The sequence below is a fragment of the Arthrobacter sp. efr-133-TYG-120 genome (assembly GCF_030209785.1).
In the GTDB taxonomy this organism is placed as follows: domain Bacteria; phylum Actinomycetota; class Actinomycetes; order Actinomycetales; family Micrococcaceae; genus Arthrobacter.
Map to the genome: position 1 here is coordinate 207,291 of NZ_JARVRI010000001.1, position 24,333 is coordinate 231,623.

The 24,333-nt window shown below is 62.4% G+C and carries 20 protein-coding genes and 1 pseudogene; 5 read left to right on the forward strand and 16 right to left on the reverse strand.

Going from position 1 to position 24,333, the window contains the following annotated elements:
• Nucleotides 1-23 precede the first annotated feature (23 nt).
• A pseudogene (locus tag QRN51_RS00975) lies at nucleotides 24-1,647 on the forward strand (HNH endonuclease signature motif containing protein).
• A gap of 118 nt (nucleotides 1,648-1,765) precedes the next feature.
• Nucleotides 1,766-2,437, forward strand: a complete 672-nt coding sequence (locus QRN51_RS00980; protein ID WP_284988274.1) for a DNA alkylation repair protein — start codon at nucleotides 1,766-1,768, stop codon at nucleotides 2,435-2,437.
• Here QRN51_RS00980 and ppgK read toward each other — a convergent pair.
• From ppgK to nrdH, 12 genes are all read right to left on the reverse strand, one after another.
• Nucleotides 2,403-3,215 (reverse strand): polyphosphate--glucose phosphotransferase, encoded by an 813-nt coding sequence (gene ppgK / locus QRN51_RS00985; RefSeq protein ID WP_284988275.1) that lies wholly within the window; start codon nucleotides 3,213-3,215, stop codon nucleotides 2,403-2,405. The two genes, QRN51_RS00980 and ppgK, sit on opposite strands and share 35 nt — an antisense overlap.
• A gap of 65 nt (nucleotides 3,216-3,280) precedes the next feature.
• The gene (locus QRN51_RS00990; RefSeq protein WP_284988276.1) at nucleotides 3,281-4,279 is read right to left on the reverse strand and encodes an aldo/keto reductase family protein; all 999 of its coding nucleotides are present in this window, start codon (nucleotides 4,277-4,279) and stop codon (nucleotides 3,281-3,283) included.
• A 39-nt stretch (nucleotides 4,280-4,318) separates the two neighbouring features.
• On the reverse strand, nucleotides 4,319-6,571 hold the full coding sequence (locus tag QRN51_RS00995) for a glycoside hydrolase family 31 protein (RefSeq protein ID WP_284988277.1): 2,253 nt from the start codon (nucleotides 6,569-6,571) through the stop codon (nucleotides 4,319-4,321).
• Nucleotides 6,568-7,755, reverse strand: coding sequence for a glycoside hydrolase family 15 protein (locus tag QRN51_RS01000; protein WP_284988278.1), 1,188 nt, complete (start codon nucleotides 7,753-7,755; stop codon nucleotides 6,568-6,570). Before QRN51_RS01000 ends, QRN51_RS00995 begins: the two co-directional genes overlap by 4 nt.
• Before the next feature lie 94 nt (nucleotides 7,756-7,849).
• Complete coding sequence (locus tag QRN51_RS01005) at nucleotides 7,850-9,100, reverse strand: ABC transporter substrate-binding protein (protein ID WP_284988279.1); 1,251 nt, start codon at nucleotides 9,098-9,100, stop codon at nucleotides 7,850-7,852.
• 41 nt (nucleotides 9,101-9,141) lie between these two features.
• Nucleotides 9,142-9,957: a carbohydrate ABC transporter permease gene (locus QRN51_RS01010; protein ID WP_269995570.1), complete on the reverse strand. Its 816-nt coding sequence runs from the start codon at nucleotides 9,955-9,957 to the stop codon at nucleotides 9,142-9,144.
• Nucleotides 9,950-10,915 (reverse strand): carbohydrate ABC transporter permease, encoded by a 966-nt coding sequence (locus tag QRN51_RS01015; protein ID WP_284988280.1) that lies wholly within the window; start codon nucleotides 10,913-10,915, stop codon nucleotides 9,950-9,952. The genes QRN51_RS01010 and QRN51_RS01015 overlap by 8 nt, the downstream gene beginning before the upstream one ends.
• Nucleotides 10,912-12,126, reverse strand: coding sequence for an ROK family transcriptional regulator (locus QRN51_RS01020; protein WP_284988281.1), 1,215 nt, complete (start codon nucleotides 12,124-12,126; stop codon nucleotides 10,912-10,914). The genes QRN51_RS01015 and QRN51_RS01020 overlap by 4 nt, the downstream gene beginning before the upstream one ends.
• A gap of 272 nt (nucleotides 12,127-12,398) precedes the next feature.
• Nucleotides 12,399-13,373: a class 1b ribonucleoside-diphosphate reductase subunit beta gene (nrdF, locus tag QRN51_RS01025; protein ID WP_059389329.1), complete on the reverse strand. Its 975-nt coding sequence runs from the start codon at nucleotides 13,371-13,373 to the stop codon at nucleotides 12,399-12,401.
• Nucleotides 13,374-13,491: 118 nt separating this feature from the next.
• Nucleotides 13,492-15,639 carry a class 1b ribonucleoside-diphosphate reductase subunit alpha gene (gene nrdE, locus QRN51_RS01030; protein ID WP_284988319.1) on the reverse strand — a complete coding sequence of 716 codons (2,148 nt, stop codon included), beginning with the start codon at nucleotides 15,637-15,639 and terminating at the stop codon, nucleotides 13,492-13,494.
• Nucleotides 15,640-15,650: 11 nt separating this feature from the next.
• A complete protein-coding gene (nrdI, locus tag QRN51_RS01035) occupies nucleotides 15,651-16,121 on the reverse strand; it encodes a class Ib ribonucleoside-diphosphate reductase assembly flavoprotein NrdI (RefSeq protein ID WP_059389331.1) in 471 nt (156 codons plus the stop codon).
• A gap of 56 nt (nucleotides 16,122-16,177) precedes the next feature.
• Nucleotides 16,178-16,420, reverse strand: a complete 243-nt coding sequence (nrdH, locus tag QRN51_RS01040; RefSeq protein ID WP_028267421.1) for a glutaredoxin-like protein NrdH — start codon at nucleotides 16,418-16,420, stop codon at nucleotides 16,178-16,180.
• Nucleotides 16,421-16,906: 486 nt separating this feature from the next.
• Here nrdH and QRN51_RS01045 point away from each other — a divergent pair, with 486 nt between their 5' ends.
• The gene (locus QRN51_RS01045) at nucleotides 16,907-17,884 is read left to right on the forward strand and encodes a LysR family transcriptional regulator (protein WP_284988282.1); all 978 of its coding nucleotides are present in this window, start codon (nucleotides 16,907-16,909) and stop codon (nucleotides 17,882-17,884) included.
• A 51-nt stretch (nucleotides 17,885-17,935) separates the two neighbouring features.
• Nucleotides 17,936-18,442: a DUF2004 domain-containing protein gene (locus QRN51_RS01050; protein WP_059389332.1), complete on the forward strand. Its 507-nt coding sequence runs from the start codon at nucleotides 17,936-17,938 to the stop codon at nucleotides 18,440-18,442.
• 90 nt (nucleotides 18,443-18,532) lie between these two features.
• Here QRN51_RS01050 and metE read toward each other — a convergent pair whose 3' ends face one another.
• Both metE and QRN51_RS01060 read right to left on the reverse strand, forming a co-directional pair.
• On the reverse strand, nucleotides 18,533-20,866 hold the full coding sequence (gene metE / locus QRN51_RS01055; protein ID WP_284988283.1) for a 5-methyltetrahydropteroyltriglutamate--homocysteine S-methyltransferase: 2,334 nt from the start codon (nucleotides 20,864-20,866) through the stop codon (nucleotides 18,533-18,535).
• Between the two features lie 66 nt (nucleotides 20,867-20,932).
• On the reverse strand, nucleotides 20,933-21,901 hold the full coding sequence (locus tag QRN51_RS01060) for a methylenetetrahydrofolate reductase (protein ID WP_284988284.1): 969 nt from the start codon (nucleotides 21,899-21,901) through the stop codon (nucleotides 20,933-20,935).
• 451 nt (nucleotides 21,902-22,352) lie between these two features.
• Between QRN51_RS01060 and QRN51_RS01065 the strand changes: the two genes are divergently transcribed.
• Nucleotides 22,353-22,556: a hypothetical protein gene (locus QRN51_RS01065; protein ID WP_113990700.1), complete on the forward strand. Its 204-nt coding sequence runs from the start codon at nucleotides 22,353-22,355 to the stop codon at nucleotides 22,554-22,556.
• Between the two features lie 18 nt (nucleotides 22,557-22,574).
• Here the strand turns inward: QRN51_RS01065 and QRN51_RS01070 are convergent, their stop codons facing one another.
• Together QRN51_RS01070 and QRN51_RS01075 are read right to left on the reverse strand one after the other, a co-directional pair.
• The gene (locus tag QRN51_RS01070; RefSeq protein ID WP_284988320.1) at nucleotides 22,575-23,429 is read right to left on the reverse strand and encodes a carbohydrate ABC transporter permease; all 855 of its coding nucleotides are present in this window, start codon (nucleotides 23,427-23,429) and stop codon (nucleotides 22,575-22,577) included.
• A gap of 20 nt (nucleotides 23,430-23,449) precedes the next feature.
• Nucleotides 23,450-24,268, reverse strand: a complete 819-nt coding sequence (locus tag QRN51_RS01075) for a carbohydrate ABC transporter permease (RefSeq protein WP_284988321.1) — start codon at nucleotides 24,266-24,268, stop codon at nucleotides 23,450-23,452.
• Between the last annotated feature and the right edge of the window lie 65 nt (nucleotides 24,269-24,333).

Consider the following 24,333-nt stretch of genomic DNA (forward strand, 5'->3'; position numbering starts at 1 on the left):
GTGCCTCCTGCGATGCTGTGGGCATGGATCGAAGGACAGCCTGGAGTGCGGACAGCGGCGCGGCCGTGCAGGCCATCGCCGCGTCCGTCGCCGCGCTTGCCGCTTTCACCCGCGACGCCGGTTCTTCCGAGACCGCCGATCCGCTCCGGGATCGGGCGGATGCTTGCCTGGACGGCCTCGCCGAAGTGGCCCGGCTGGAGGCCCGGACCGCCGCGCTGAAAGCGAGGCTCGCCGCGGACTACGCCCAGGCGGCCAGGGCCCTGGCGCCGCCGGCGTCCTCGCCCCGGGAGTCCACCGCCCACGAGCTCGCCTTGGTCGCCGAGCTCGCCTGTGTCCTGACCGTCAGCGAACGAACCGCCGGCACCCTCCTGGCCGAATCCCAGGCATTGACCAAGGGACCTGCCGCTGACCCTGGCCGCCCTCGAGTCCGGGTCGATCTCCTGGCAGCATGCCCGGATCATCGTCGACGAAACCGACGGCCTGGGCCCGGCCGCAGCAGCGGCCCTTGAAGCGCACTTCCTGGACCCCGACGCCCCCAACCCCGCCCGGGGCTGCCCCGCCGGGGAGCTCGTCCCGTCCCGGTTCCGGGCCAAAGCCCGCACCTGGCGCGAACGCCACCACCCCGTCAGCATCGAAGAACGCCACACCACACGAGCCGCGGGTCGAATACCTCCCGGACCGCGACGGCATGGCCTGGCTCTCCGCCCACCTTCCCGCCGACACCGCGGCCGGGATCTGGGAACGGACCACCGCCGCCGCCCGCGCCCTCCAAAGCCCCCACGAGGCCCGGACCCTCGCCCAACTCCGCGCCGACGTCACCGCCACCTGGCTCCTCGCCAACACCGGCTCCGCGACGGTCGACGGCGGACTGCCCGACGGCGGCACGGGCGCCGGACGAGTGGAACCGGGGCTGGCAGGGCGGGTACCGTCCCCGAGGGCGCAGGTCTTGATCACCTCCCGGTCCTGTCCTTGCTAGGCGCCACGGACGAGCCGGCCATGCTTGACGGGTACGGGCCGATCCCGCCCTCCATGGCCCGCCGCCTTGTCACCGACGGCGCCGACTCCTTCCACCGTGTCCTGACCGACCCCCGCGACGGCGCCCCGCTGGAAATCGGACGCACAAGCTACCGCCTCACCAAAGCCCAGCGCCAATGGCTGCGGCTCCGCGACGGCAAATGCCCCTTCCCTGGCTGCAACAACCACTCCCTGGACAACGAGGCAGACCACCTCTTGGCCTGGGCCGACGGAGGCACCACCGGCATCTCTAACCTCGGCCAGCCATGCCCCAAACACCACCGGCTCAAACACACCACCGCATGGACCCCCACCCCCGCCAGCAAAGACAGTCCGCCTGGCTGGACCTCGCCCTCACATCGGCACTACCCCAGCGAACACCAGGACTGGGAACCACCCCGCTGGCCCCACCACCTCCCGACCGGCCAGGAACCGGACACCCTCCCTGACCTGGACCCGCCCGCATTTCAGGAACCGGAACTGCCCGCGGATCCGTTCCCGGACTGGAACTCCTTCACGGCCGCGCACCCATGGCCCGACGCGGACTCGGAAGCCGACGATCTCTACGACCCGGACTGGCCTGTGCCCCTCGACGACCCCTTCCCGGAATCCGCCGCGCACCAAAGCGCCTGACCACGTGGAAGTCCGGAGAGGGGACACCGGCCGGCAGCCTCTGCACGCCCTCGTGACGGCGCGGCGAGGCTGCGCGTCCTAGTAAGCTCAAGCCACAAATGATGAACAGGAGGCTGAGGTGGCAGAGACGTCCGTGCACGAGATAGTTGCCGAGCTGGCCGTGCTCGAGGACCCGAAAGCACGCGCGGTGAACGAGAAACACGGTGACGATCACGGTGTGAACCTCGGCAAACTGCGCGCGCTCGCGAAGCGGTTGAAGACGCAGCAGGAACTCGCGCACCAGCTCTGGGCGACCGAAGACACGGCAGCCAGACTGCTCGCGATCCTTATCTGCCGTCCGAAGGCGTTCGAGCGCGATGAGCTGGACGTCATGTTGCGTGCTGCACGTGTACCCAAAGTGCACGACTGGCTCGTCAACTACGTGGTGAAGAAGAACCCGCATTGCGAGGAGCTCCGCCTTGCCTGGTTCGCCGATCCGGATCCCGTAGTTGCGAGCGCCGGCTGGGCGCTGACTACTGAACGCGCTTCAAAGAATCCCGAGGGCCTGGACCTTGCAGGATTGCTCGATGTGATCGAGGCCGAAATGAAAGACGCCCCGGATCGCCTGCAATGGGCCATGAACCACTGCCTGGCCCAGATCGGAATCGAACACGCCGGGCACCGCGCCCGCGCTATCGACATCGGTGAGCGCCTGGAGGTGCTCAAGGATTACCCGACTCCCCCGAACTGCACCTCTCCGTTCGCGCCCATCTGGATCACTGAAATGGTGCGCCGACAGCACGATAAGTAGGCGCGGTTGATGCTGCCTGAATGCTGGCGCCCACGATGCCGGCATCGTTCCTGAGCTTCGCCGGCACGACCGGAGTCCTCAGCGTGAGGAGAGGCAGGTATTCGTCGGTTCTTTGAGAGATGCCTCCGCCCACAATGATGAGCTCGGGCGAGAACATGAACTCAAGCTCGGAAAGGTAGCGTTGCAAGCGAACGCTGTATTCTTTCCAGCCCAATCCGTCGCGTTCGCGGGCGACGGCGGAAGCTCTGGTTTCAGCGTCGTGGCCATCGATCGAAATGTGACCGAGCTCTACATTGGGTAATACGTCTCCGTCGAAAATCAGGGCTGAGCCGATCCCTGTGCCCAGGGTAATGACCAGAACGGTGCCGCGTGTTCCCCTTCCGGCGCCGTAGCGGGCCTCCGCGAGTCCGGCGGCGTCGGCGTCGTTCAGGACGGCGACCGGCCTCCGAATGCGCTCGGAGAAGTGGGTGGCGATGTCGAAATCGACGAAGGTCCTGTCCATATTTGCCGCAGATCGGGACGTGCCGTGCTGGACGATGCCCGGGAAGGTTACGCCAACGGTTGAATCAAGTCCCGCTTCGCTGCCTGCGGTGAGCTCGTCCACCAGCTGCCGGACGACGTCTGCGACAGACTCCGGATCCGCTGGTTGGGGCGTGGCTAGACGGACGCAGTTTCCCAGGATCTCGCCCTTTTCGAGGTTGACGATCCCGCCCTTGACGCCGGTTCCACCGATGTCAACGCCAATGAAATGACCCGCGCTTGTCATGTTTACAGCCATGTTGGTCCGATTCTTTGATCTGTTGGAGGGCGGCAGCTTGTTATCGCTGCCGCCGCTAGTGCTGCTCAAGGCCTGCTGTGACAGCTATCGACCTTGCGAGGGTCACGTTCGATAACGGGTTCGAGGATCTCATCGATCTCCTTCAGGAGTGCGTTCTCCAGCGTTAGCCCGGCCGCCTTTGCGTTTTCCTTGATCTGTTCTGGTTTGGAGGCTCCGACAACGGCAGTAGATACATTCGGGTTCTGAAGCACCCACGCCAGGGCGAGGGTTCCTAGTTGAAGCCCCACGCTTGCTGCCAAGGGCCGAAGGCGTTGGACCGTTGTGAGGACGTCATCGCCCAGCCACCTAGCCATCGTGTCTTTGCCTCCGTTTTGGTCGGTGGCGCGGGAGCCGGAAGGGGCGCCCTTTCCTGGTGAATATTTGCCGGTCAGCACTCCTTGGGCAAGCGGCGACCACACGATCTGGCCTATCCCGAGCTCTTCGCAGGCCGGGATGATTTCGGGTTCAACAACCCTCCACAGCATGTTGTACTGGGGCTGGTTGGAGACCAGCTCGATGTTGAGTTCCTTGGCCAAGGCGGCTGCCGACCGGATCTCATCCACCGTCCACTCGGAGACGCCGATATAGTGGGCCTTCCCGGCGCGCACGATGTCAGCAAAAGCCTGCATCGTTTCCTCAAGGGGTGTTTCGTAGTCGAACCGGTGGGCCTGGTAAAGGTCTACGTAGTCGGTTTTGAGCCTGCGGAGACTTCCATGGATAGCTTCGATGATGTGCTTCCGAGAGAGTCCGCGATCGTTCTTTCCGGGCCCGGTGGGGAAATACACCTTGGTGAGGATCTCCACGCTTTCGCGACGAACCCCGGACAGCGCTAGACCGAGGGCGGCTTCTGCACGCGTCTCGGCGTACGCATCGGCGGTGTCGAAGGTGCTGATGCCGGCGTCGAGCGCAGCGTGCACGCACTGCGCTGCGGTGTCGTCCTCGATTTGCGATCCGTGCGTTAGCCAGTTGCCGTACGCGATCTCGCTGACATACATGCCGCTTCGGCCAAGTTTTCTATATTCCAAGGATTTCCTTCGAGGTAGCTGGTCCTGTTCAGTTCTTGATTACGCGGTCGGAAGGAAAACGTCCTTCATGTCGTTCCAGGCTTCCGCCCTCACGAAAACAGGAACACGGTTCAGCGGCGCGGATACCTCGACCGTTCGCTTGCCGGCGTATTTTTCCGCCGTCCAGGCGTCGATCCAATTGCCGCCGGGAAGGTACGCCGTCCAAGTGCGGACCGCCTCATCGGTAACCGGAGCAACAAGTAGGTCCTCACCGAGCATCCATTGCAAGGGGTGCTTCCATACCTCTTCATCGTTGATGTGGTCGAAGTACAGCGGACGCATGAGGGGGGCACCGGTGTCGATAGCCTTCCGCGCTTGCTCAGCCAGATAGGGAACGAGGCGCTCGCGCAGTTCGACAAGTTCACGGAAGACAGGAATGACAGTCTGGTCCCCGGTTCTTTCCTGAATGTTCCATGGAGTGCGATCCCTCGATGGCTTCCGGTGGTGGTTGAACTCGGAGTGATACTGCATGATGGGCACGAATACTGCTGCGGCGGCTGACCGAAGGTACAGTTCCGCGCTCGGGACGTCGCCAGAGAAGCCGGCGAAGTCCCAGCCCCAGTACAAGACTCCGCATGCCGAGGCGGAGAGTCCGGCAAAGAGGGACCAGCGGAAGGCATCCCAGGTGGAATTCTCATCCCCGGCCCAGAATGCCCCGTGTGCCTGGGAACCGGTGAAACCCGCACGGCTGAAGGTGACGGGGGCCTTGCCGGCGGATTCAAGAAGGTCGCCGTAGGCCTTGGCGTACGCGACCGGGAAGAGGTTGTTTCCTTCATCTCCGCGCATTCCGTTCAGGTACTGGAGTTCTTCGCCCCAGGCGTGTTCCCCGCCGTCGGTCTTGAATCCGTCGACGCCGATTTCTTCGACGAGATAGCGTCGCTTCTCGGTCCACCATCGGGCGGCTTCCGGATCGGTCAGGTCCGGCATCAGGCTGAGCGGGAACCACCAGCCTCGGTTACGGTAGGGACGCAGGCTGCCGTCCGGGGCCTCCTCACGGATGAGCCGACCATCACGAATTGCGGCCTCAGCATCGAATCGGGCCTGTCCTTGCGGGTGGGGTCGCATTTTGATGAGCGGAATCTGCCACAGAACCACCCGGATGTCCCGTGCATGAAGGTCGTCGACCATGGCCTTGGGATCCGGCCAGGCACCATGCTCCGGGAAGGAGAAGTCGCTGAGGCTGTGCGGTGAGCCATCGGAACTCGGCTCGTATTCAGCATCGCGGAACGCAGTGAATGTAGACTCGTCGCTCCACGCCTCGATGACGACCGATCCGACCGGAATCCCGGTCTGGCGGTGCAGGTCCATCTGTCGAATCACTTCTGACTGGGTGTTCCACTCGTTACCGCTGGCCCACAGCCTGAAGACCCAGTCAGGAAGCTCCTTGGCGCCGCCGGCGACGGACAGGAAGGACTTCAGGACCGCCGTCGGCGTTCCTTCGACAAACCTCAAGTTCAGAAGAGTGTCCCCGTCCAGGGGTTCGGGGCCGACTTCGGCTTCAATGACCAGGCGGCGTTCGTCGGAGGCACCGATGTCGTACCACGTACGTCGGGAAGTTTCGACATGAAATCCCCAGCCGTCTCCGCCTACTACATGGGCAAAAGGCATCGGCATGTACGTTTTCCGCCTCGCTCCTTGGCTCTTGTATTGCTCGAAGACGACCGCGTCCAGCTTGGACCCCCGGTGATCGAGGGCGTCAAAACGCTCGCCAAAGCCGGTGACACGCTCACTCAAGGCCAACGGGAGCGCGAAACGAACACGTAAAGGCCGGACACCGTCGTGCAACACCTCAACGGAGTCGGCGATCACGCGGTCAGCTCCGATGACGTTAACGGCCTGGCTGGAGGCGGCCCAGGTGGCGGCGGTGTAGCTGAACCACTGAGTCTTCTGGGTCCCGCCACTTCGGGTCTGCGCCGTGAAGCGGTACTTGTACGTTGTCTGGGGCTCCGCCGGCGGGAGGGTCAGCTGCCAGCCTCTGGCTGAACGGGCGAGTTTGGCCTGGGCGGATGCCAGGTGGCCTCCATCGATGACTTGTCCCCGCGATGCTGCCGGTACCCGTTCCAGGGCTTCGCTCAGTTTCGCGACAGTGCCGTCGCGACCGGTGACTTCGAGTTCGCAGATCACGTCGGTCAGTTCCGGCGAGGTTCGCACGCCCAAGGTGACAGGCTCCCCCGCGACTGGATGGGACGGGCTGCGCTGATCGGTGTCGGCGACGTAGGGGTGGCCGGAGCCGAACGGTTTGTGGCGGATCATTTAGCGTTCTCTTTCGCTGCTGGAGCCGGAGTCGGACCGGCGGTGTCGTACGGGACGCCGAGGGCGATGGCGAGGCGGATGAACATGGCGTGGCTCCACAAGAGCGGGTTTGCCGAGGAACCCCAGCGCTCATTCCAAGGTTGAAGATGATCGGGGTCAAGAAGGTGATGGTCGACCTGTTCGGGAAGTTCGTCGTTGGCACCGGCGGTGGACGCGGTCCATTCCAGGAGCTCATGGGCCCTGGTTCTGTTTCCGGAAGCGGCATGGGCCAGGCCGAGGAAGCAGCTAAGCAAGGGCCATTGGCCACCGCCGTAGTAGGTGTCAGCAAGATACCGGTGAACGCCATTGTCGACGGTGAGCTGCTCCTCGATGACCGCGATGGTCCCTGCGCTCAAGGGACTGTGCGGGGGCAGGAAGTTCATTGGAGCAATCAGCGACACGAGGCTAGCGTCTACTGTGTCTGTTCCCAGCCATTTCGTGAGATGGCCGTCCTGGACCCCTTCGTTTTGCACTCGCCGACGGATCTCGTGTGCGGTCGAGGCGGCCCGTTCTGAGAGTGACTTCCCGATCAGGCCGGTTTGGGCGATGCTGGCCAATCCGGAGGCGATGCAGCCCAGAGTGCTCACGTGCACGTGTTGTGCCGATTCTTCCCACCAGTCATAGCAGGGACGTTGCCACGAGACGGAGAGATAGTCGACCGTGAGGTCAATGGCCTCAGCCCAGCGTTCGAGTGGCCGGTCATGGCGGGCGCTGTGCTCCGCCAAGGCCCAAAGCCAGGTACCGTATCCGTCGAGCTGGAAATCCCACCAGTCATCGCTTCCTTCGCCCCCGTCGAGAGTGAAACGCGTGGGCAGCATTTGGTCTGCGGCCACCGGCCTGCCGGCCAGGCTTTCAGCCGCGATACGGCGGATCCTTCCAGCACGGGAAGTCAAGGCATTCGAGCACCAGTCGAAGAACCGTTCAGCGGATTCGATGTGGCCGGAGGCGGACATGGCGTCAGCGATATATGAGCCGTCGCGGAACCAGCAGTATCCGGCGTAGGCGGAAAACGACGGGCTTGCCGGGTAGGCGCCCCCAGGGGTCTGCTGTTCCAAGATGAGCCGGATGCCGGCCTGGACTATCGAACGGACCGCGGGATCTCCGTTGCACGCTACCGTTGAACTTTGCATTGATTTGTCGATCATTGGCTTCTCTTTCAGATGGTGAGCCGGTCGCGGTGCCGGCAGCTCACGGTGCCACCGCGGCCCGCTCACCGACTTTGTTCGGGGTGCGCCCGGCCTATTTCAGCAACGCGTTGATTTGGTCCGCGGCACCCTTCAGGGCATCAGCAGCAGTGGAGCGCTTCGCCTCGACTTCGCCAAGAGCGTTCGTGATGATGTCGACCATTTTTTGCTGGTTGTCGCCGACGACCGGCGGGAGGGCGACGTTGTCAAGGGCGTCAAAGATGGCCTTGCGGTTTGCCGGCTTGTCCTTTGCGAGATAGGGCTTCAGGACTGAGTCATCGGAGGTGGCGGGAAGTTCCCATCCTGCGCTGATGCGGGTCTGTGCCATGACGTCGGAGCTGGTCATGTATTCGGCCCATTTCTGGGCTGCGGCCTTGTTCTTCGAGTTGGCAGAAACGCCGATGGCGTTGGAGAACTCGGCACTTGCCTTCTGCGTGTCTCCGGGTTCGACTGCGATGTCCCAGCTTTTCGGTGAATCGGCGAAGCTGCTGGCGACCCAGATGCCGCTGTGGAGCATGCCGAGTTTGCCGTCTTTGAACAGTTTCGTGTCGAAGTCCGGGGTTCCGGCGCCTTGGGCGGGTGTAGGCATGGTGGTTCCGCTCTTGCCTGCCAGCCATTCGGCCGCTTTGATGCCCTGGGGCGAGTTGAAGGCGACCGATTTGCCGTCGTCGTTGAGGAACTTGCCACCGGTTTGGGCCAGAGCCTTGTAGAACTCGTAGAAGCTCACGTTTTGGAAGTCTCCATAGACACCCGCGGCGCTGTCCGTGATCTTCTTCGCGGCAGCCGTTTCATCGGCCCAAGTCCAGCTGGCTGTGGGGTAAGCGACCTTGGCGGCATCGAAGAGTGCCTTGTTGTAGTAGAGCACGACGTCGGAGAAGGAACTGGGCAGCGCGTACTGCTTGCCGTCTGACTGGTAGGACTGCAGCAGGGATTGCTTGTACTTGGAACCGTCAACCCCCTCGAGAGGTGCGACAGCCCCGTTGGCCACGTAGGAACGCAAGTTCGCGTATTCAATGTCGAAGGTGTCGGCTTGGGTCCCGGCGGCCAGGTCCGTCTGGAGCGCCGTGGCGTAGTCCTTGTAGGGCAAGGTAGTGACCTGGACGGTGATGTTCGGGTTGGCCTTCTCGAAGGCCTGAACAATGGTGTCCAGATTCTTTTCGTTACCTCCGTTCGAGATGAAGTTTGAGTATTTGATGGTTACTTTTTCGGTGCTTGAAACATTTGAGCTTGCCGTCGTTCCACAACCTGAGACGGCCAGGATTGCGGTGAGGGCGAGACCCAGCGATGCAAGGGGCTTCTTGTTCATGTGTATCTCCATTGATAGATGAGGAAACTGGCCGATCCGGTCTATTTGAGTCCGGTGCCCGCAACCCCTTGGATGATGTACTTCTGGGTGAAGATATAGAGGGCGAGCATTGGCAGGACGCTGACCACTGATCCGGCCATCACGATGTCCCACTGGGTGGTGTACTGGCCTTGCAGTCCGGCCAACGCCACGGGGAGGGTTTTCATCGCGGGAGTGCGCAGGATAATCAGCGGCCATAGGAAGCTGTTCCAACTGTTCAGGAACGCGAACACTGTCAGTGTCGCCAGCGCCGGACGGACCAGGGGAAGGACAATGAGGCCGAAGATGCGGAAGTGGCCAGCCCCATCCAACGTCGCGGCCTGGTCCAGGTCCTGCGGCACGGAATTCATGGCCTGCCGGAGGAGAAACACGCCGAAGGCGCTGGCGATCCCCGGCAACAGCACGCCGAGATAGGTATCGATGAGGCCCAGGCTTTTCATCTCCACAAACAACGGGACCACCAGCACCTGCATCGGGATCATCATGGTGGCCAGATACACCGCGAACACTGCGTTGCGCCCTTTGAACGGCATGCGGGAAAAGACATAGGCGGCCAGTGAGCTGGTGACAAGCTGGAACACCGTGGTGAGGATGGCAAGGATCAGGCTGTTGAGCACGATCTGGGCGAACGGGAGCCGTTGGAGCAACTCAGCGTACGCGGACAGGGATGGGTTCTCCGGGATGAGTTGCGGAGTTGCGGAGAGGCCTGCGCCGGGGCTGATGGACGTGACGAACGCCCAAAGAAAGGGGAAGACCATCATGAGGGCGCCAACGAGGACGAGGATGTTCAGGGTGATCGAGGGACGCTGCTTACGCATAGTGCACCCATTTCTTTTGACCGCGCACCTGAATCAGGGTGATGACCAGGATGAAAAGGAACAGTAGCCAGGACAGGGCCGATGCCTCGCCGGCCCTGCCGTAGCGGAACGTGAGGTCGTAAATCTGCTGGACCACCACTTGGGAAGAGTTATTGGGGCCGCCTCCGGTCATGGCATAGACCTGGTCAAAGACCTGGAATCCATTGATCAGCGACAACACAATGACAAAGAAGGTTGAGGGGGAAAGCATGGGAAGCGTAATGCTGAATAGGCGCCTCCACCGGCCGGCGCCGTCGACAGTCGCGGCCTCATACAAGTCCTCCGGAATGGCTTGGAGGCCCGCGAGCAGAATGACCATGACAAAGCCGAGGTCCTTCCACGCGGAAGCCACGATGATGGAAGGCATCGACCATGCCGGATCCGTCCACCATCCCGGCCCTGCCACGCCGATGAGTCCAAGCAGCCAGTTGACGATTCCCGTGCTGGGATTCAGTAGCCAGCGCCAGACAAGTGCAACGACGATCCAACTGGTCACCACTGGGAGGAAGTAGAGTCCGCGCATCATGCTGCGTCCCCTGATCCGGGAATTGAGGGCAAGCGCAATGGCTAGGCCGCCGATGTACACAAGCGGCAGGTATCCGACGATGTAGTAGACAGTGTGCAGGAAAGCACCTTGCGTGCCGGGGTCGCTGATGAGCTTGCTGTAGTTCCCGAGGCCCACCCATTTCATCGGGCCGACTAGATTCCACTGGTTCAGGCTGATCCAAAATGCCGAAAACATGGGAATGATGGTGAAGAACAAGAGTGGCAACGCGCTCGGGATGAGGAACGCTGCGACAGTCAGCCCGTATTTGAGACGCGGGCCGGTGGCTTTGCGCTGAATCCCGGGTCCCCGGTAGCCCTTCGTAGTTGCCGCGGGTCCGGGGTTGCCGGACCTTGAGTCTTGTAATGCGGTCACAATCCTCCGACCTCCGCCGGTACGTGGGTGAGCCGGGCACGAACTTGTCTCCCCTGCTCACCTGAACTTTCTTCGCTGTAGAAGGGCGCTGACGCCACGAGCGCAGCGGCTCCGCGCGCCCAGGCCTCGTCGTCCCAGGACTCGACGATCACGGGGATGCTCCGGCGGTCTGCCGTCAAGGCGCCCCTGAAAGATCGCTCGAATTCTGCTGCCCAGTGGCGCCACGCCCGGGTTCCTTCCCCGCTGACGATCACAATCTCCGGATCCAGAATCTGCACGAGACCAGCGACGATGCGCCCCAGCGGCTGGCCGGCCTCCCGGAAAACATCCTGGGCGAGCGGGTCGCCGTCGTTCGCGCGCTCTTGCAGATCTGCAATAGTGGCGGACGACGAAATGATTCCGGATTGCCGCGCCTGCGCGACGAGTGTCTTTTCCCCAATCAGGGCCTCAATGCATCCGTGGTTGCCGCAGGTACAAAGAGGCCCATCCGCAACTGCAGGTATGTGACCGATTTCGCCGGCACCGCCCCTGCTTCCGCGTACGACGGCTCCGCCGGTGACAAATCCAGCGCCGACGCCTTCGCCGATCGTCACGACCAGAAACTCGCCATGCTCGCGTCCCGACCCATAGAGCCGTTCGGCCACAGCGAGGGCGTTGACATTGTTTTCCACCAGCACCGGAACATGCAGTTCCCGGCTCAGAACGGCTCCAAGCGGTACCTGCCGCCAGCCAAGGAGGCTTGAATCAACAACACCGCTTCCTTGCGCGTCCACCGAGCCGGGAACTCCGACACCTATTCCCAGAAGGGGGGTGACACGGTCTTCGCCAACGAATGAATGGACGAGTGAGACGACGTCGGAAAGCGAGGTGATCGAAGAAGCGTCGTATGCCCTATTGTCTGAGCGGACTACGTGCCCGCTAAGTTCCGTTTCAACGAAGGCGACATGGTCCTTCGAGATCTTCATACCCACCACGCGCCCGGCGGCCGTGGCGAGGCCCAGCATCCGGGCAGGACGACCGCCATTGGAGGGAGACATTGACAGCTCCCTCACGAGGCCATCGGCGATGAGCTCTTTGATGAGCTGGGTCATGAGCGCCGGGGAGACACCAAGTGCCCTTGCCAAGTCAGCCCGGGACGCGCCTCCGGAGGTACCAAGAAATGCCAGGATCGCAGACCGCGTAACGTCAGCGTTGCCGCTCGGCCGAACCATTGTATTCTCCTTTATTTACGACTAAATGAAGATTAGAACTATGATCCAGCTCACGTCAAGGGTTCACGGTGACTGCGGGGAAAAAGGTCCGGAAAGGGGCGGACGCGGGAGGCTATTCCCGCGCCGAATACGCCGGCAGGCCGGTCAACTTCAAAACCGGGGCGCAACGCCTCACCGGCATGACAGCAAAAAAGGGCCGCTCCTGTAATCGGAGCGGCCCTCTGGCGGTCTATCTCATAAAACGGTGGATCGGGAAGACGAAGGAGAAGGAACTAGAACTCCCAGTCCTCATCCTCGGTATTAACAGCCTTGCCAATCACATAGCTCGACCCGGACCCCGAGAAGAAGTCGTGGTTCTCGTCAGCGTTGGGTGACAGAGCCGACAGGATGGCCGGGTTTACGTCGGTGACGGACGCCGGGAACATGGCCTCGTAGCCGAGGTTCATGAGGGCCTTGTTGGCGTTGTAGTGCAGGAACTTCTTGACGTCCTCGGCTAGGCCGACGCCGTCGTAGAGGTCGTGCGTGTACTGGACTTCGTTTTCGTACAGCTCGAAGAGCAGTTCGAAGGTGTAGTCCTTGATTTCCTGGCGCTTCTCCTCGGAGACCTTTTCGAGGCCCTTCTGGAACTTGTAGCCGATGTAGTAGCCGTGCACGGCTTCGTCGCGGATGATCAAGCGGATGAGGTCTGCCGTGTTCGTCAGCTTGGCCCGGGAAGACCAGTACATCGGAAGGTAGAACCCGGAGTAGAACAGGAACGATTCCAGCAGCGTCGAAGCGACCTTGCGCTTCAGGGGATCGTCGCCCTGGTAGTAGTCCATGACGATCTGCGCCTTTTTCTGCAGGTTCTCGTTCTCGAGGGACCAGCGGAAGGCGTCGTCGATCTCCTTGGTGGAGCATAGGGTCGAGAAGATCGAGGAATACGACTTCGCGTGCACCGACTCCATGAAGGCAATGTTGGTGTACACGGCCTCTTCGTGCGGGGTGATCGCGTCCGGGATCAAGGAAACCGCGCCAACCGTGCCCTGGATGGTGTCCAGCAGGGTCAGGCCCGTGAAGACGCGCATGGTGAGCTGCTGCTCGTCCGGCGTCAGGGTGTGCCAGGACTGGACGTCGTTGGACAGCGGCACCTTCTCCGGCAGCCAGAAGTTGTTGACCAGGCGGTTCCAGACCTCCACGTCCTTGTCATCCTGGATGCGGTTCCAGTTGATCGCTTCGACGTGGCTAAGCAGCTTGACCTTCTCGGTCATTTCGTCCCCTTAACGTATGTGTTCTTTAAGGTAAGCGTACGACGCCGGGCGCTCACCCGGCGTCGTGCTCTTCAGTTTTGAGGCGCGGCAGCTGCCGCAAATAAACAACCGTTATCGGTTACAGCATGCAGGAAACGCAGCCCTCAACTTCGGTCCCTTCCAGCGCGAGCTGGCGGAGGCGGATGTAGTAGAGCGTCTTGATGCCCTTGCGCCATGCGTAGATCTGCGCCTTGTTGATGTCACGCGTGGTGGCGGTGTCCTTGAAGAACAGAGTCAGGGACAGGCCCTGGTCCACGTGCTGCGTGGCCGCGGCGTAGGTGTCGATGATCTTCTCGTAACCGATCTCGTACGCGTCCTGGTAGTACTCCAGGTTGTCGTTCGTCAGGTAAGGGGCCGGGTAGTAGACGCGGCCGATCTTGCCTTCCTTGCGGATCTCGATCTTCGACGCGACGGGGTGGATCGAGGATGTCGAGTTGTTGATGTAGCTGATGGAGCCTGTGGGCGGGACGGCCTGCAGGTTCTGGTTGTAGATGCCGTGCTCCATGACGGAAGCCTTCAGCTCGCGCCAGTCGTCCTGCGTGGGAATGTGGATGCCGGCGAAAAGCTCGCGGACGCGCCCGGTCTCCGGGGCCCATTCCTGCTCGGTGTACTTGTCGAAGAACATGCCACTGGCGTACGTCGAGTTCTCGAAGCCGCCGAAGGGCTGGCCGGTCTCGATGGCCAGCTTGTTCGAGGCACGGAGAGCGTGGAACAGCACCGTGTAGAAATAGATGTTGGTGAAGTCCAGGCCCTCTTCGGAACCGTAGTGGACGTGCTCACGGGCAAGGTAGCCGTGCAGGTTCATCTGGCCGAGGCCGATGGCGTGGCTCTGGGCGTTGCCCTGCGCGATGGACGGCACCGAGTTGATGTAGGACATGTCCGACACCGCGCTGAGGGCACGGATGGACGTCTCGATCGAGAGGCCGAAGTCCGGGGAATCCATGGTCTTGGCGATGTTCATCGAACCAAGGTTGCAGGAGATGTCCTTGCCGACCGTCTCGTAGCTGAGGTCCTCGGCGTAGATGGACGGCGTGGACACCTGCAGGATCTCCGAGCACAGGTTGCTCATGGTGATCTTGCCCGCGATCGGGTTGGCCCGGTTCACGGTGTCCTCGAACATGATGTACGGGTAGCCGGACTCGAACTGGATCTCCGCGAGGGTCTGGAAGAACTCGCGGGCGCTGATCTTGGTCTTCTTGATCCGGGAGTCGTCCACCATCTCGTAGTACTTCTCAGTGACCGAGATGTCGGAGAACGGGACGCCGTAGACGCGTTCGACGTCGTACGGGGAGAAGAGGTACATGTCCTCGTTCTTCTTGGCCAGCTCGAACGTGATGTCCGGGACGACGACGCCGAGGGACAGCGTCTTGATGCGGATCTTCTCGTCGGCGTTTTCACGCTTGGTGTCCAGGAATCGGTAGATGTCCGGGTGGTGGGCGTGCAGGTACACGGCACCCGCACCCTGGCGGGCACCGAGCTGATTGGCGTAGGAGAAGCTGTCTTCGAGGAGCTTCATGACCGGGATGACGCCGGAGGACTGGTTTTCGATCTGCTTGATGGGGGCGCCGTGCTCGCGGATGTTGGTCAGCGAGAGGGCCACGCCACCGCCGCGCTTGGACAACTGCAGCGCCGAGTTGATGCCGCGGGCGATCGACTCCATGTTGTCTTCGATGCGCAACAGGAAACAGGAGACCAGCTCGCCGCGCTGGGCCTTGCCGGCGTTGAGGAACGTGGGCGTGGCGGGTTGGAAGCGGCCGTCGATGATTTCGTCGACGAGGCGGCTGGCCAGCTCCTCGTTGCCGCGGGCAAGGTGCAGGGCAACCATGCAGACACGGTCTTCGTAGCGCTCCAGGAAACGCTTGCCGTCGAAGGTCTTGAGCGTGTAGGAGGTGTAGAACTTGAAGGCGCCGAGGAAGGTCTCGAAGCGGAACTTCTTCTTGTAGGCGCGGTTGAACAGGTCACGGATGAAGTTCATCGTGTACTGATCGAGGGTCTCGCGCTCGTAGTACTGGTTCTTGACCAGGTAGTCCAACTTCTCTTCCAGGTCGTGGAAGAAAACGGTGTTGTTGTTCACGTGCTGCAGGAAGTACTGGTGCGCGGCCTCGCGGTCGGCTTCGAACTGGATCTCCCCGTTCGGACCATAAAGGTTCAACATGGCATTGAGCTCATGGTAGCCAAGGCCCTTGTAGGCCTCCGGCAATGGCTTCTTGACCTTGGCGGTGTCCATAGCGCCCTTGGTTACTTCTGTATCTGCGACAGTCGTGTCCAAAACTTTTCCAATCCTTGATTGACCCGGTCAACATCTTCCGGAGTCCCCATGAGTTCGAATCGATAAAGAAGCGGAACCCGGCATTTGGTGGCGATGATGTCTCCCGCCATGCAGTAGTTTTCCGCGAAGTTGGTGTTTCCTGCTCCGATGACGCCGCGGATCAGTTCCCTGTTCTGCGGGTTGTTCAGAAACCTGATGACTTGCTTGGGCACCGATCCTTCGCCATTCGTGCCGCCATACGTGGGCAGCACCAGGACGAAAGGTTCCAGTGCGAGCAGCGGTGCGTCCTTGGCATGGAGCGGGATGCGTTCCGCGTCGACGCCGAGCTTCTGGACGAAGCGCTTGGTGTTCTCAGATGTGGAGGAAAAGTAGATGAGGTGACTCCGCGTGCTGACGGCTTCAGCGTTCAGTTGAGCAGTTGCTGTTGCCAGCGCTGCCATGGGAGTCACCTCGACTACATTGGAATACTTTGTTGTTGTGGCGGAGTCCTGAAAAACTACGCTACCGAAGCGGCAGCCAGCGCCAGCTCTTCGATCTTGTCCGGACGGAATCCTGACCAGTGGTCTTGCTCGGTCACCACGACGGGGGCCTGCATGTATCCAAGGGCCTTCAGGCGCTCAAGGGCCTCGGCATCCTGTGAGATGTCAACGCTCTGGTAGGCGATGCCCTTTTTGTCGAGTGCACGGTAGGTTGCGTTGCACTGAACACAGGCCGGCTTCGTGTAAACCGTAACAGTCATGGTCCCTGTCCCCTTTGTTGAAGTCTTTGCTCTTCGCTTGGCAGGCCCCGACCGGAACTGATTCCGACTCCGATGCCGGCCCGCTGACCGCCTAGGCGGCCGAACTCTTCTATTCACGTCTTGCATTCATGTCTTGCATGTCTTGTGCTGGTTTCCCGCTCAATCCGTAAATCGATACTACATGTAGTGCAAGCGCCTCAGCGGAACCCCAAGATGATGTATTACAAGTATGTCATTTTACGCACCGGTAGTCCACAGGCAAGGGAGGTAAAAATGTCCGGGAATCCGCCAAATCCGGAGACGTAATCCACACCCTGTGGACTACTTAGCCACATTTAATCCTCAGCGTGTCGCTTGGATCCCGGCGTGTCGCGGCATCCTGCAAACACGGTTTCGTGGCTCCCCCGGGCAGCAGCGGAGACCGAATTCACACCGCTATGCTGGCTGGGCACGGATTTCGGCCGGCATCGAGCCTAAGGATCACTGATGGTCAACCTTCTCCACCTGCGGACACTGCTTGAAGTCACGCGGCTCGGTTCCTTCGCGGCAGCCGCCGCACGGCTCGGCTACACAGCCTCAGCCGTATCCCAACAGATGGCATCCCTGGAACGGGACACCGGCGTCGAACTCTTCCACCGTTCCCCACGGAGCGTGGTTCCCACCGAAGCCGCCCTGACCATGGTGCGGCATGCCTCCAAAGTGCTCACCGACGTCGAGACCCTGCTGGCCGCCGCATCGAGGAGCGCGGACTCCCCCGTCCAGGAACTGCGGCTCGGCATCTTCCCCAGCCTGGCAACCTACGTCCTGCCGGACATTCTCCGGAACCCGCGCTGGAAGAAGCTTGGCATAGAACTCCGTGTATGGGTGGCCGAACCTTCCCAAACCATCCAAGGGCTGCGCACCGGCGGCGAACTGGACCTGGCGCTGGTGTACCAAGTGGGCCAGTCCGGACTCGCGTGGCCCCACACCCTGGACCGGCAATGGATCGGCGACGACGACTTCCGGGTGGTGCTCCCCGCGTCCTGGGGCATCCGGGAGGACGCCGAAATGCAGGCCTCGCAACTCTCGGACATGCCCTGGATCATGCACCACCCGGGCACCAGCGACGCGGTGGTGATTGAACGCTTGTTCGCCAGTTGCAATCTGCACCCGCGCGTCGCGGCCTATAGCGACGACTTCCACGCCAGCCTCGAGATGGCGGCAGCGGGGCTCGGCGCCGCACTGGTGCCGGAACTCGCGCTGCGACACCGGCCGCCCGGCGTCGTGGTCCTCGACGTTCCGGACATCCGGCTAGCCCGCAACGTGTTCGCCCTGCTCATCAACGAGAAGCGCACAGCGCAGGTGCAGCTCTTCACGGAATTGCTGGCCGATACCCTTCGCGGGAGCACCGCAACCGTCCGCGCCGGCAGTGCCGCTACGATGCCCAAAACGACGCAAAAGTCAACGCCCAAACCACGCACCTGAAATCTTCCAGGATGCTGGAACACGCCGCTTGTTTGGGACTATCTTGAAGACATGAGCAAGGTAGCGAGCAAACATTTTGGGGAGATCGAGCTCAACCACGGGCGGGAGCACTGTTACGTGGCTTCGCACGAGCTCGCCGGAAATCCCCTGGAACTGGACCTGAACGTCGCGGCGCACGACCACTTCGACGAGAAGGCACTCCATAAGGTGGACTACCGCCTGGGCTACCTCCCCGAGCTGGTGGACCAGGTCCGGGACATGATCGCCGAGGAGCTGGACCAGGACGGCACCAACTCCCAGCAATTCCTCCACTTCCACTCCAACCAGCTCAAGGACGAGCAACTGGAGGCAGTGTTCGGCGTCCGCGACAAGACGCAGCTCACCAAGGACGTCTTCCTCAAGGCCCTCAAACTAGGTCATGTAGCGATCTACCCCGGCCAGCCGGAGCGCTATTTCGTCCTCGACTTCACCTTGGGCTCGCACTTCACCGACGAACTCCTGGTAGTCGCGGCGGACGAGGACGGCGTGGTGGACGACGAGATCCTCTGGGAATCCTGACGCAGGACCAAGGTCCTGAGGCAGGAGTTAACGACGGCGGCCGGTCACCTTTCGAGGTGACCGGCCGCCGCCGTTCGTACTACGTGATGTCTACTTGGCTGCTTCGAGCAGGCTGGCGCGGACCGTCTTGGTGGCCTTGACCAGGTTGCGCAGGGACTCTTCGGTCTCGGCGTAGCCACGGGTCTTCAGGCCGCAGTCCGGGTTGACCCAGAGCTGGCGGGACGGAACGTGCTTGACGGCGGTGGACAGCAGCTCGGTGACTTCGGCCTCGCCCGGAACACGCGGCGAGTGGATGTCGTAGACGCCCGGACCAACGCCGCGGCCGAAGTGGTGCGCCTCGAGGTCGTGGACAACCTCCATGCGTGAACGTGCTGCTTCGATGGACGTAACGTCGGCGTCGAGGCCGTCGATCGCGTCAATGATCACGCCGAACTCCGAGTAGCAGAGGTGGGTGTGGATCTGGGTGGCGTCGGCGGCACCAGCGGTGGCCAGGCGGAAGGAGTCAACCGACCACTTCAGGTAGGCTGCGTGGTCGGCCTTGCGCAGCGGCAGGAGTTCGCGCAGGGCGGGCTCGTCCACCTGGATGACCTTGATGCCGGCAGCCTCGAGATCGGCGATTTCGTCGCGCAGCGCCAGGCCCACCTGGTTGGCGGTCTCGCCCAGCGGCTGGTCGTCGCGGACGAAGGACCAGGCCAGGATGGTGACCGGACCGGTGAGCATGCCCTTCATCGGCTTGTTGGTGAGGGACTGCGCGTATTCGGCCCAAGCAACCGTGATGGGAGCCGAACGGGTGACATCGCCCCAAAGGATGGACGGACGGGTGCAACGCGAGCCGTAGGACTGGACCCAGCCGTGGACCGTGACGTCGAAGCCTTCGAGGTTCTCGGCGAAGTACTGGACCATGTCGTTGCGCTCGGGCTCGCCGTGCACCAGGACGTCGTAGCCGAGCTCTTCCTGCAGCTCGACAACGCGCTTGATCTCATCCTTCATGAGCTGTTCGTACTGCTCGTTGGTGAGGTCGCCCTTGTTGTTGCGGGCACGGGCGGAGCGGATTTCCGAGGTCTGGGGGAAGGAACCGATGGTGGTGGTGGGCAGCGGCGGCAGGTGAAGCGCTGCTTCCTGTGCGGCTTCGCGGACCGAGTACTCGGAGCGGTTGAAGTCGGCCTCGGTGAGGGCAGCGGTGCGGGCACGGACGTCGGCGCGCTGGACGCCTTCGGCGGTAGCGCGGGAGGCGATCACTGCGGAAGCTTCGTCGATGGCGGCCTTCGCGGAAGCCGGGTTGGCCAGGTAGTCGGCGAGGGTCTTGACCTCGACAGCCTTCTGGTCAGCGAATGCGAGCCAGCTGCGGAGCTGCGCGGAGAGCTGGGTTTCCTCGGCAGTATCGTGCGGAACGTGCTGGGTGGAGGTGGAGGTGCTGACGGCGAGCTTGCCGGCCGCGGCCTTCAATTCGTCGAGCTTTGCGGCCGAGACCGCGAGGTCGTTGCGCCAGATGTTGTGGCCGTCGACGACGCCGGCAACCAGGGTCTTGTTGCCGAGGCCCGCCAGGGCTGCCGCGGACGGTACCGCGCCCTTGAAGACGTCGATGTGCAGGGCGTCGATGTTGGTGGCGGCAAGGGTACCGAGCTGGCCGTCGAGGGAGCCGTACGGGGTGGAGACGAAGAGCTGGGGGCGCTCTGCGGCACCGGAGAGAACTTCGTAGGCACGGGCAACGGCAGCCTGGATTTCTTCGGCCGGGGTGTCCTGGTCGACGACGAGGGCGGGCTCGTCCAACTGGATCCAGCTGGCGCCGGCGGCGGCAAGCTTGCCGAGCAGCTCAACGTAGACCGGGAGGATGTCCTCGAGTCGGGACAGCGGGGCGAAGCCCGCAGGAGCGTCGTCCGAAGCCTTGGAAAGCAGAAGGTAGGTCACCGGGCCCACGATGTACGGGCGGGTCTCGATGCCGTTGGCCAGGGCGAACTCGAATTCCTCCACGATGCGGTTGGAGGCGAGCTTGAAGTCGGTCTCCGGGCCGATTTCCGGCACGAGGTAGTGGTAATTGGTGTCGAACCACTTGGTCATTTCCAGCGGCTGCTGTTCCTTGTTGCCGCGGGCCAAGGTGAAGTAGCCATCGATGTCGAGCTGGCCTTCGGCGTTGAGCAACTGGCCGAAACGGGCCGGGACGGCACCCAAGTGAGCCGTCGCGTCGAGCACCTGGTCGTAGAAGGAGAAGGTGCCCGGAACGGCGGCGGCTTCGTTGAGGCCCAGTTCCTGGAGTCGCTTCGCTGTGGTCAGCTGGATGTCCTTGGCAGCGGCGTCAAGGGCAGCGGCGTCGATCTTGCCGGCCCAGTACGCTTCAACAGCCTTCTTGAGTTCACGACGGCGGCCGATGCGCGGGTAGCCGAGCAGGGATGCGGCGGGGAATTGGGTGATGTTCTGTTCAGTCATGGGATTTCCTTGGGGCAGTAGGTGCAAATCGATGTGTCTAGGGGTGCGCGGAGCAGCGTTGGCTGATCAGCTGACGAGTTCTTGGCGGCGGGCGATGGCACTGAGCCTGCTGGCGGGCCTGGCCGGCCGGGGCAAGGCAAGCTTGTCCAGCACGTCCAGGGCGCAGGCGTGCTCGTTGAAGGTGTACAGGTGGATGCCCGGAGCACCGGCCTGGAGGGCGGCGTTGGCCAGGTCCACGGTGGCACGGACTCCGATCCTGCGCCGTTCGGCGTCGCTGTCCGCCGCGGCAAGGCTCTCGATGAGCTCCGGTGCCGGCTCGACGCCGGTGAGCTCGCCGAGGCGCTTGAGCCGGCGAAGGCTGGTCAGCGGCATGACGCCCGGGATGATCGGGATCGTGACGCCCGCACGCCGGGCCCGGGAGATCAGGTCCGCATATTGTTCGGTGTGGAAGAAGACCTGCGTGATGGCGAAGTCTGCGCCCGAACGCTGCTTCGCAAGCAGCACCTCGACGTCGTGCTCCACACTCGGCGACTCAGGGTGGCGGGTGGGATAGGCGGCCACGCCAACGGCGATCTTGCCCGCGCACAGGAGGGCCGAACGTCGCTGTTCCACGCGCCGGATCAGTTCGATCAGGTCCTGGGCGTAGCGCAGCGAACCGTTGACCGGCTGTCCGCTGTCCTTGGGGAGGTCGCCGCGCAGCGCAAAGATGCCGCGCACGCCGTTGTCCAGGAGCTCGCCGATGATCTCGGCCAATTCCTCCGGGGTGTTTCCAACGCAGGTCAGGTGGGCTAATGGCCGCAGGGTCGTTTCGAGCAGCAGCCGGTTGATGAGCTCGACGGCGGTGTCCCGGTTGGAGCCGCTGGCGCCGTAGGTGACCGAGACAAAATCGGGGTCAGTGGCCTCGAGCTCCCCGATGGTCGTCCAGAGGGACTCCGCGGCGGCGGGAGAGCGGGGAGGGAAAAGTTCGTAGGACAGGGCAACGGGAGCCGTGCCGGTCAAGTTTGGATGGGTGTCGATGAGGCTTGGTGGTGACATTTGCGTCCTTGGCTGTGTGTCAGCGGGCCTGCGTTCACGGACTTGAAAGCCAGGTCCATGGACTGCAGAATCGGTGAATTGAGTTTGGGGATACACGCAACGAACTCCAGCAGGGCGCAGCCGCGACTGTTACGCCTGGAATGAAGTTGTCCGTGTGCAAATGTCAGGCCCACATGGGGGCACCCACACCCTCCTGCCTGCCTTCAAGAGGCAGATCCGGCGGAGGATCGCTGACACGTTACCGCGGTAACTTGAATACGACTCTAGATCGGGGTTCCGGGCGCCACAAATCCCCTGCCGAATTAAGACGCATTTTTACGCTAGGTTTCGCCTGATTTCTGAAGATTGTTCGCTTTGGCTAACGGCAGGGTTTAAAGCCGAAAACAGTACGCCACAGAGAAGCCCGTTGCGAGCCCTCCCCATGACGGTCCTGCAGGACTATTCTTTTGCCATGATCCAGCTTCCAGCCAGTTATCAGGAATACCTCGACGGCAAGGACGAGCGGTTCATCCAAACCGTCCGCCCCATCTTGATGCAATCGGCCGCGGACAAGCTTCACGGGGTGCGGGTGCTTTACAACCGCGGCCTCACCGGCCACCAAGCACACCTGGATGATTCCATCCCCTACGGCACCATCGTGGAGGACATCGACTGAGTCCTGGCTGTCGGCCGCTCAGCCCTTCATCGCGCCGGACAGCGCAAACGCGCTTCCCGAACCCTTGGCGACCACCGTGTAGAGGATAAGCACCGGGACCGAATACAAGATGGAGAACGCGGCGAGTTCCCCGTAGGCAATGGCTCCGTGCTGGCCAAAGAAGCTGAAGACAGACACCGCGGCCGGCTGCTTTGAGGTAGACAACAACAGGATGAACGGGACAAAGAAGTTCCCCCAGGCCTGGATGAAGACGAAGATGAACACCACTCCCAGCCCCTGCCTCATCAGGGGCACCACGATTCTCCGCAGCGTGGCCAGTCCCGAGGCGCCGTCCATCCAGGCGGCTTCCTCCAGCTCCAACGGCACGGAGTCCATGAAGTTCTTGGTCATCCAAATGGCCATCGGCAAGGTGGTGGTTGCCATGAAGAAAATGGTTGCCGGCATCGAGTCCAGCAATTGCAACTGTACGAACAGGCCGTAGACCGGCACCATGATCGCCGTGACCGGGAGCGAAGTGCCAAACAGGATCGCGTAGAGGAACGGCTTGTTGAATCGCGATTGGTAGCGGGACAGCGGATAGGCCGCTAGCACGGCAACCGCGAGGTTCACGACGGCGGTTCCGGCAGAGAGCAGGAAGCTGTTCACGAGCGGCTGGAAGAGCAGCCCGGGCGTCATCACGGCGGCGAAATTGGCGGGCGACGCCGATTGCGGCCACCGCGTCTCGTATCCGGCGTTCGGATCAACGGAGGCGAGAAGCAACCACGCAAGGGGCAGCACAAAGCACAGCCCAATCACGGCCAAAGCCGCATTGGCAGCGAAGCGCACGCGGAGCCGCCGCCCTGGTACCGCCGTCGGGCGCTTCCCGGCGAGCAGGGGCGCACGCCGCAGGGAGGTCACGGCTTCGCCCCGCGGATCAGCCTGACGTACACAGCCCCGAAGACCATGCCGATCAGGATCAATACCGAAGCGATCGCGGTGCCGTAGCCGATGTCTCCGAGCTTGAAGGCTTCCTGGTACGCCAGCACGGGCAAGGTGGTGCTCGCGTTGGAGGGACCACCGGCCGTCATCACCCAGATGAGGGTGAATACCGCGAGAGTCTGGAGGGTGATCAGCATGAGGTTCGTGGCGATGCTTCCCCGGATGATCGGCAGGGTGATGAAGGCCAGGCGTTGCCAACCCCTGGCGCCGTCCATGAGGGCGGCTTCGGAAATGTCGCGCGGGACCTGGGAAAGCGCGGCCCTGTAGACCAGCATCGAGAACGCGGTGCCGCGCCACACATTGGCCAGGATGATGGCGGCCATCGGAAAAGCGTAGAGCCAGTTGGTGCCTTGGACACCGAACATTGCCAAGAGCTGGTTGAGTGTGCCGTCTTGGCTGAAGTACGCGTAGGCCGCGAAGGCCGCCACGATCTCCGGCAGGATCCACGCCGCGACCACCACCGTGCCCACCAGCGACGCCGTCGCTCCCCCGGATCTCGTCATCAACAGGGCGATGACCAGGCCCAGGGCGTTCTGTCCGAGGATCGCGGAAACGCCCACGAAAATTACCGTCAGCCATGCCGAGAGCGGAAAGACCGAATCCGTCAGCATCCGCGCGTAGTTGTCCAGGCCGACCCATTGGGGGTTCAAGGCCGCCTTGCCGGACAATGCGGCGTTGGTGAAGGAGGCGTAGAAGGACCACGCCACAGGTGCCACCATGAAGAGGGCCAACATCAGTATTGACGGCAAAACCGGCAACAAGCGGAGCCTGCGACGCAGAGCCTTTCGGACGGGCGATC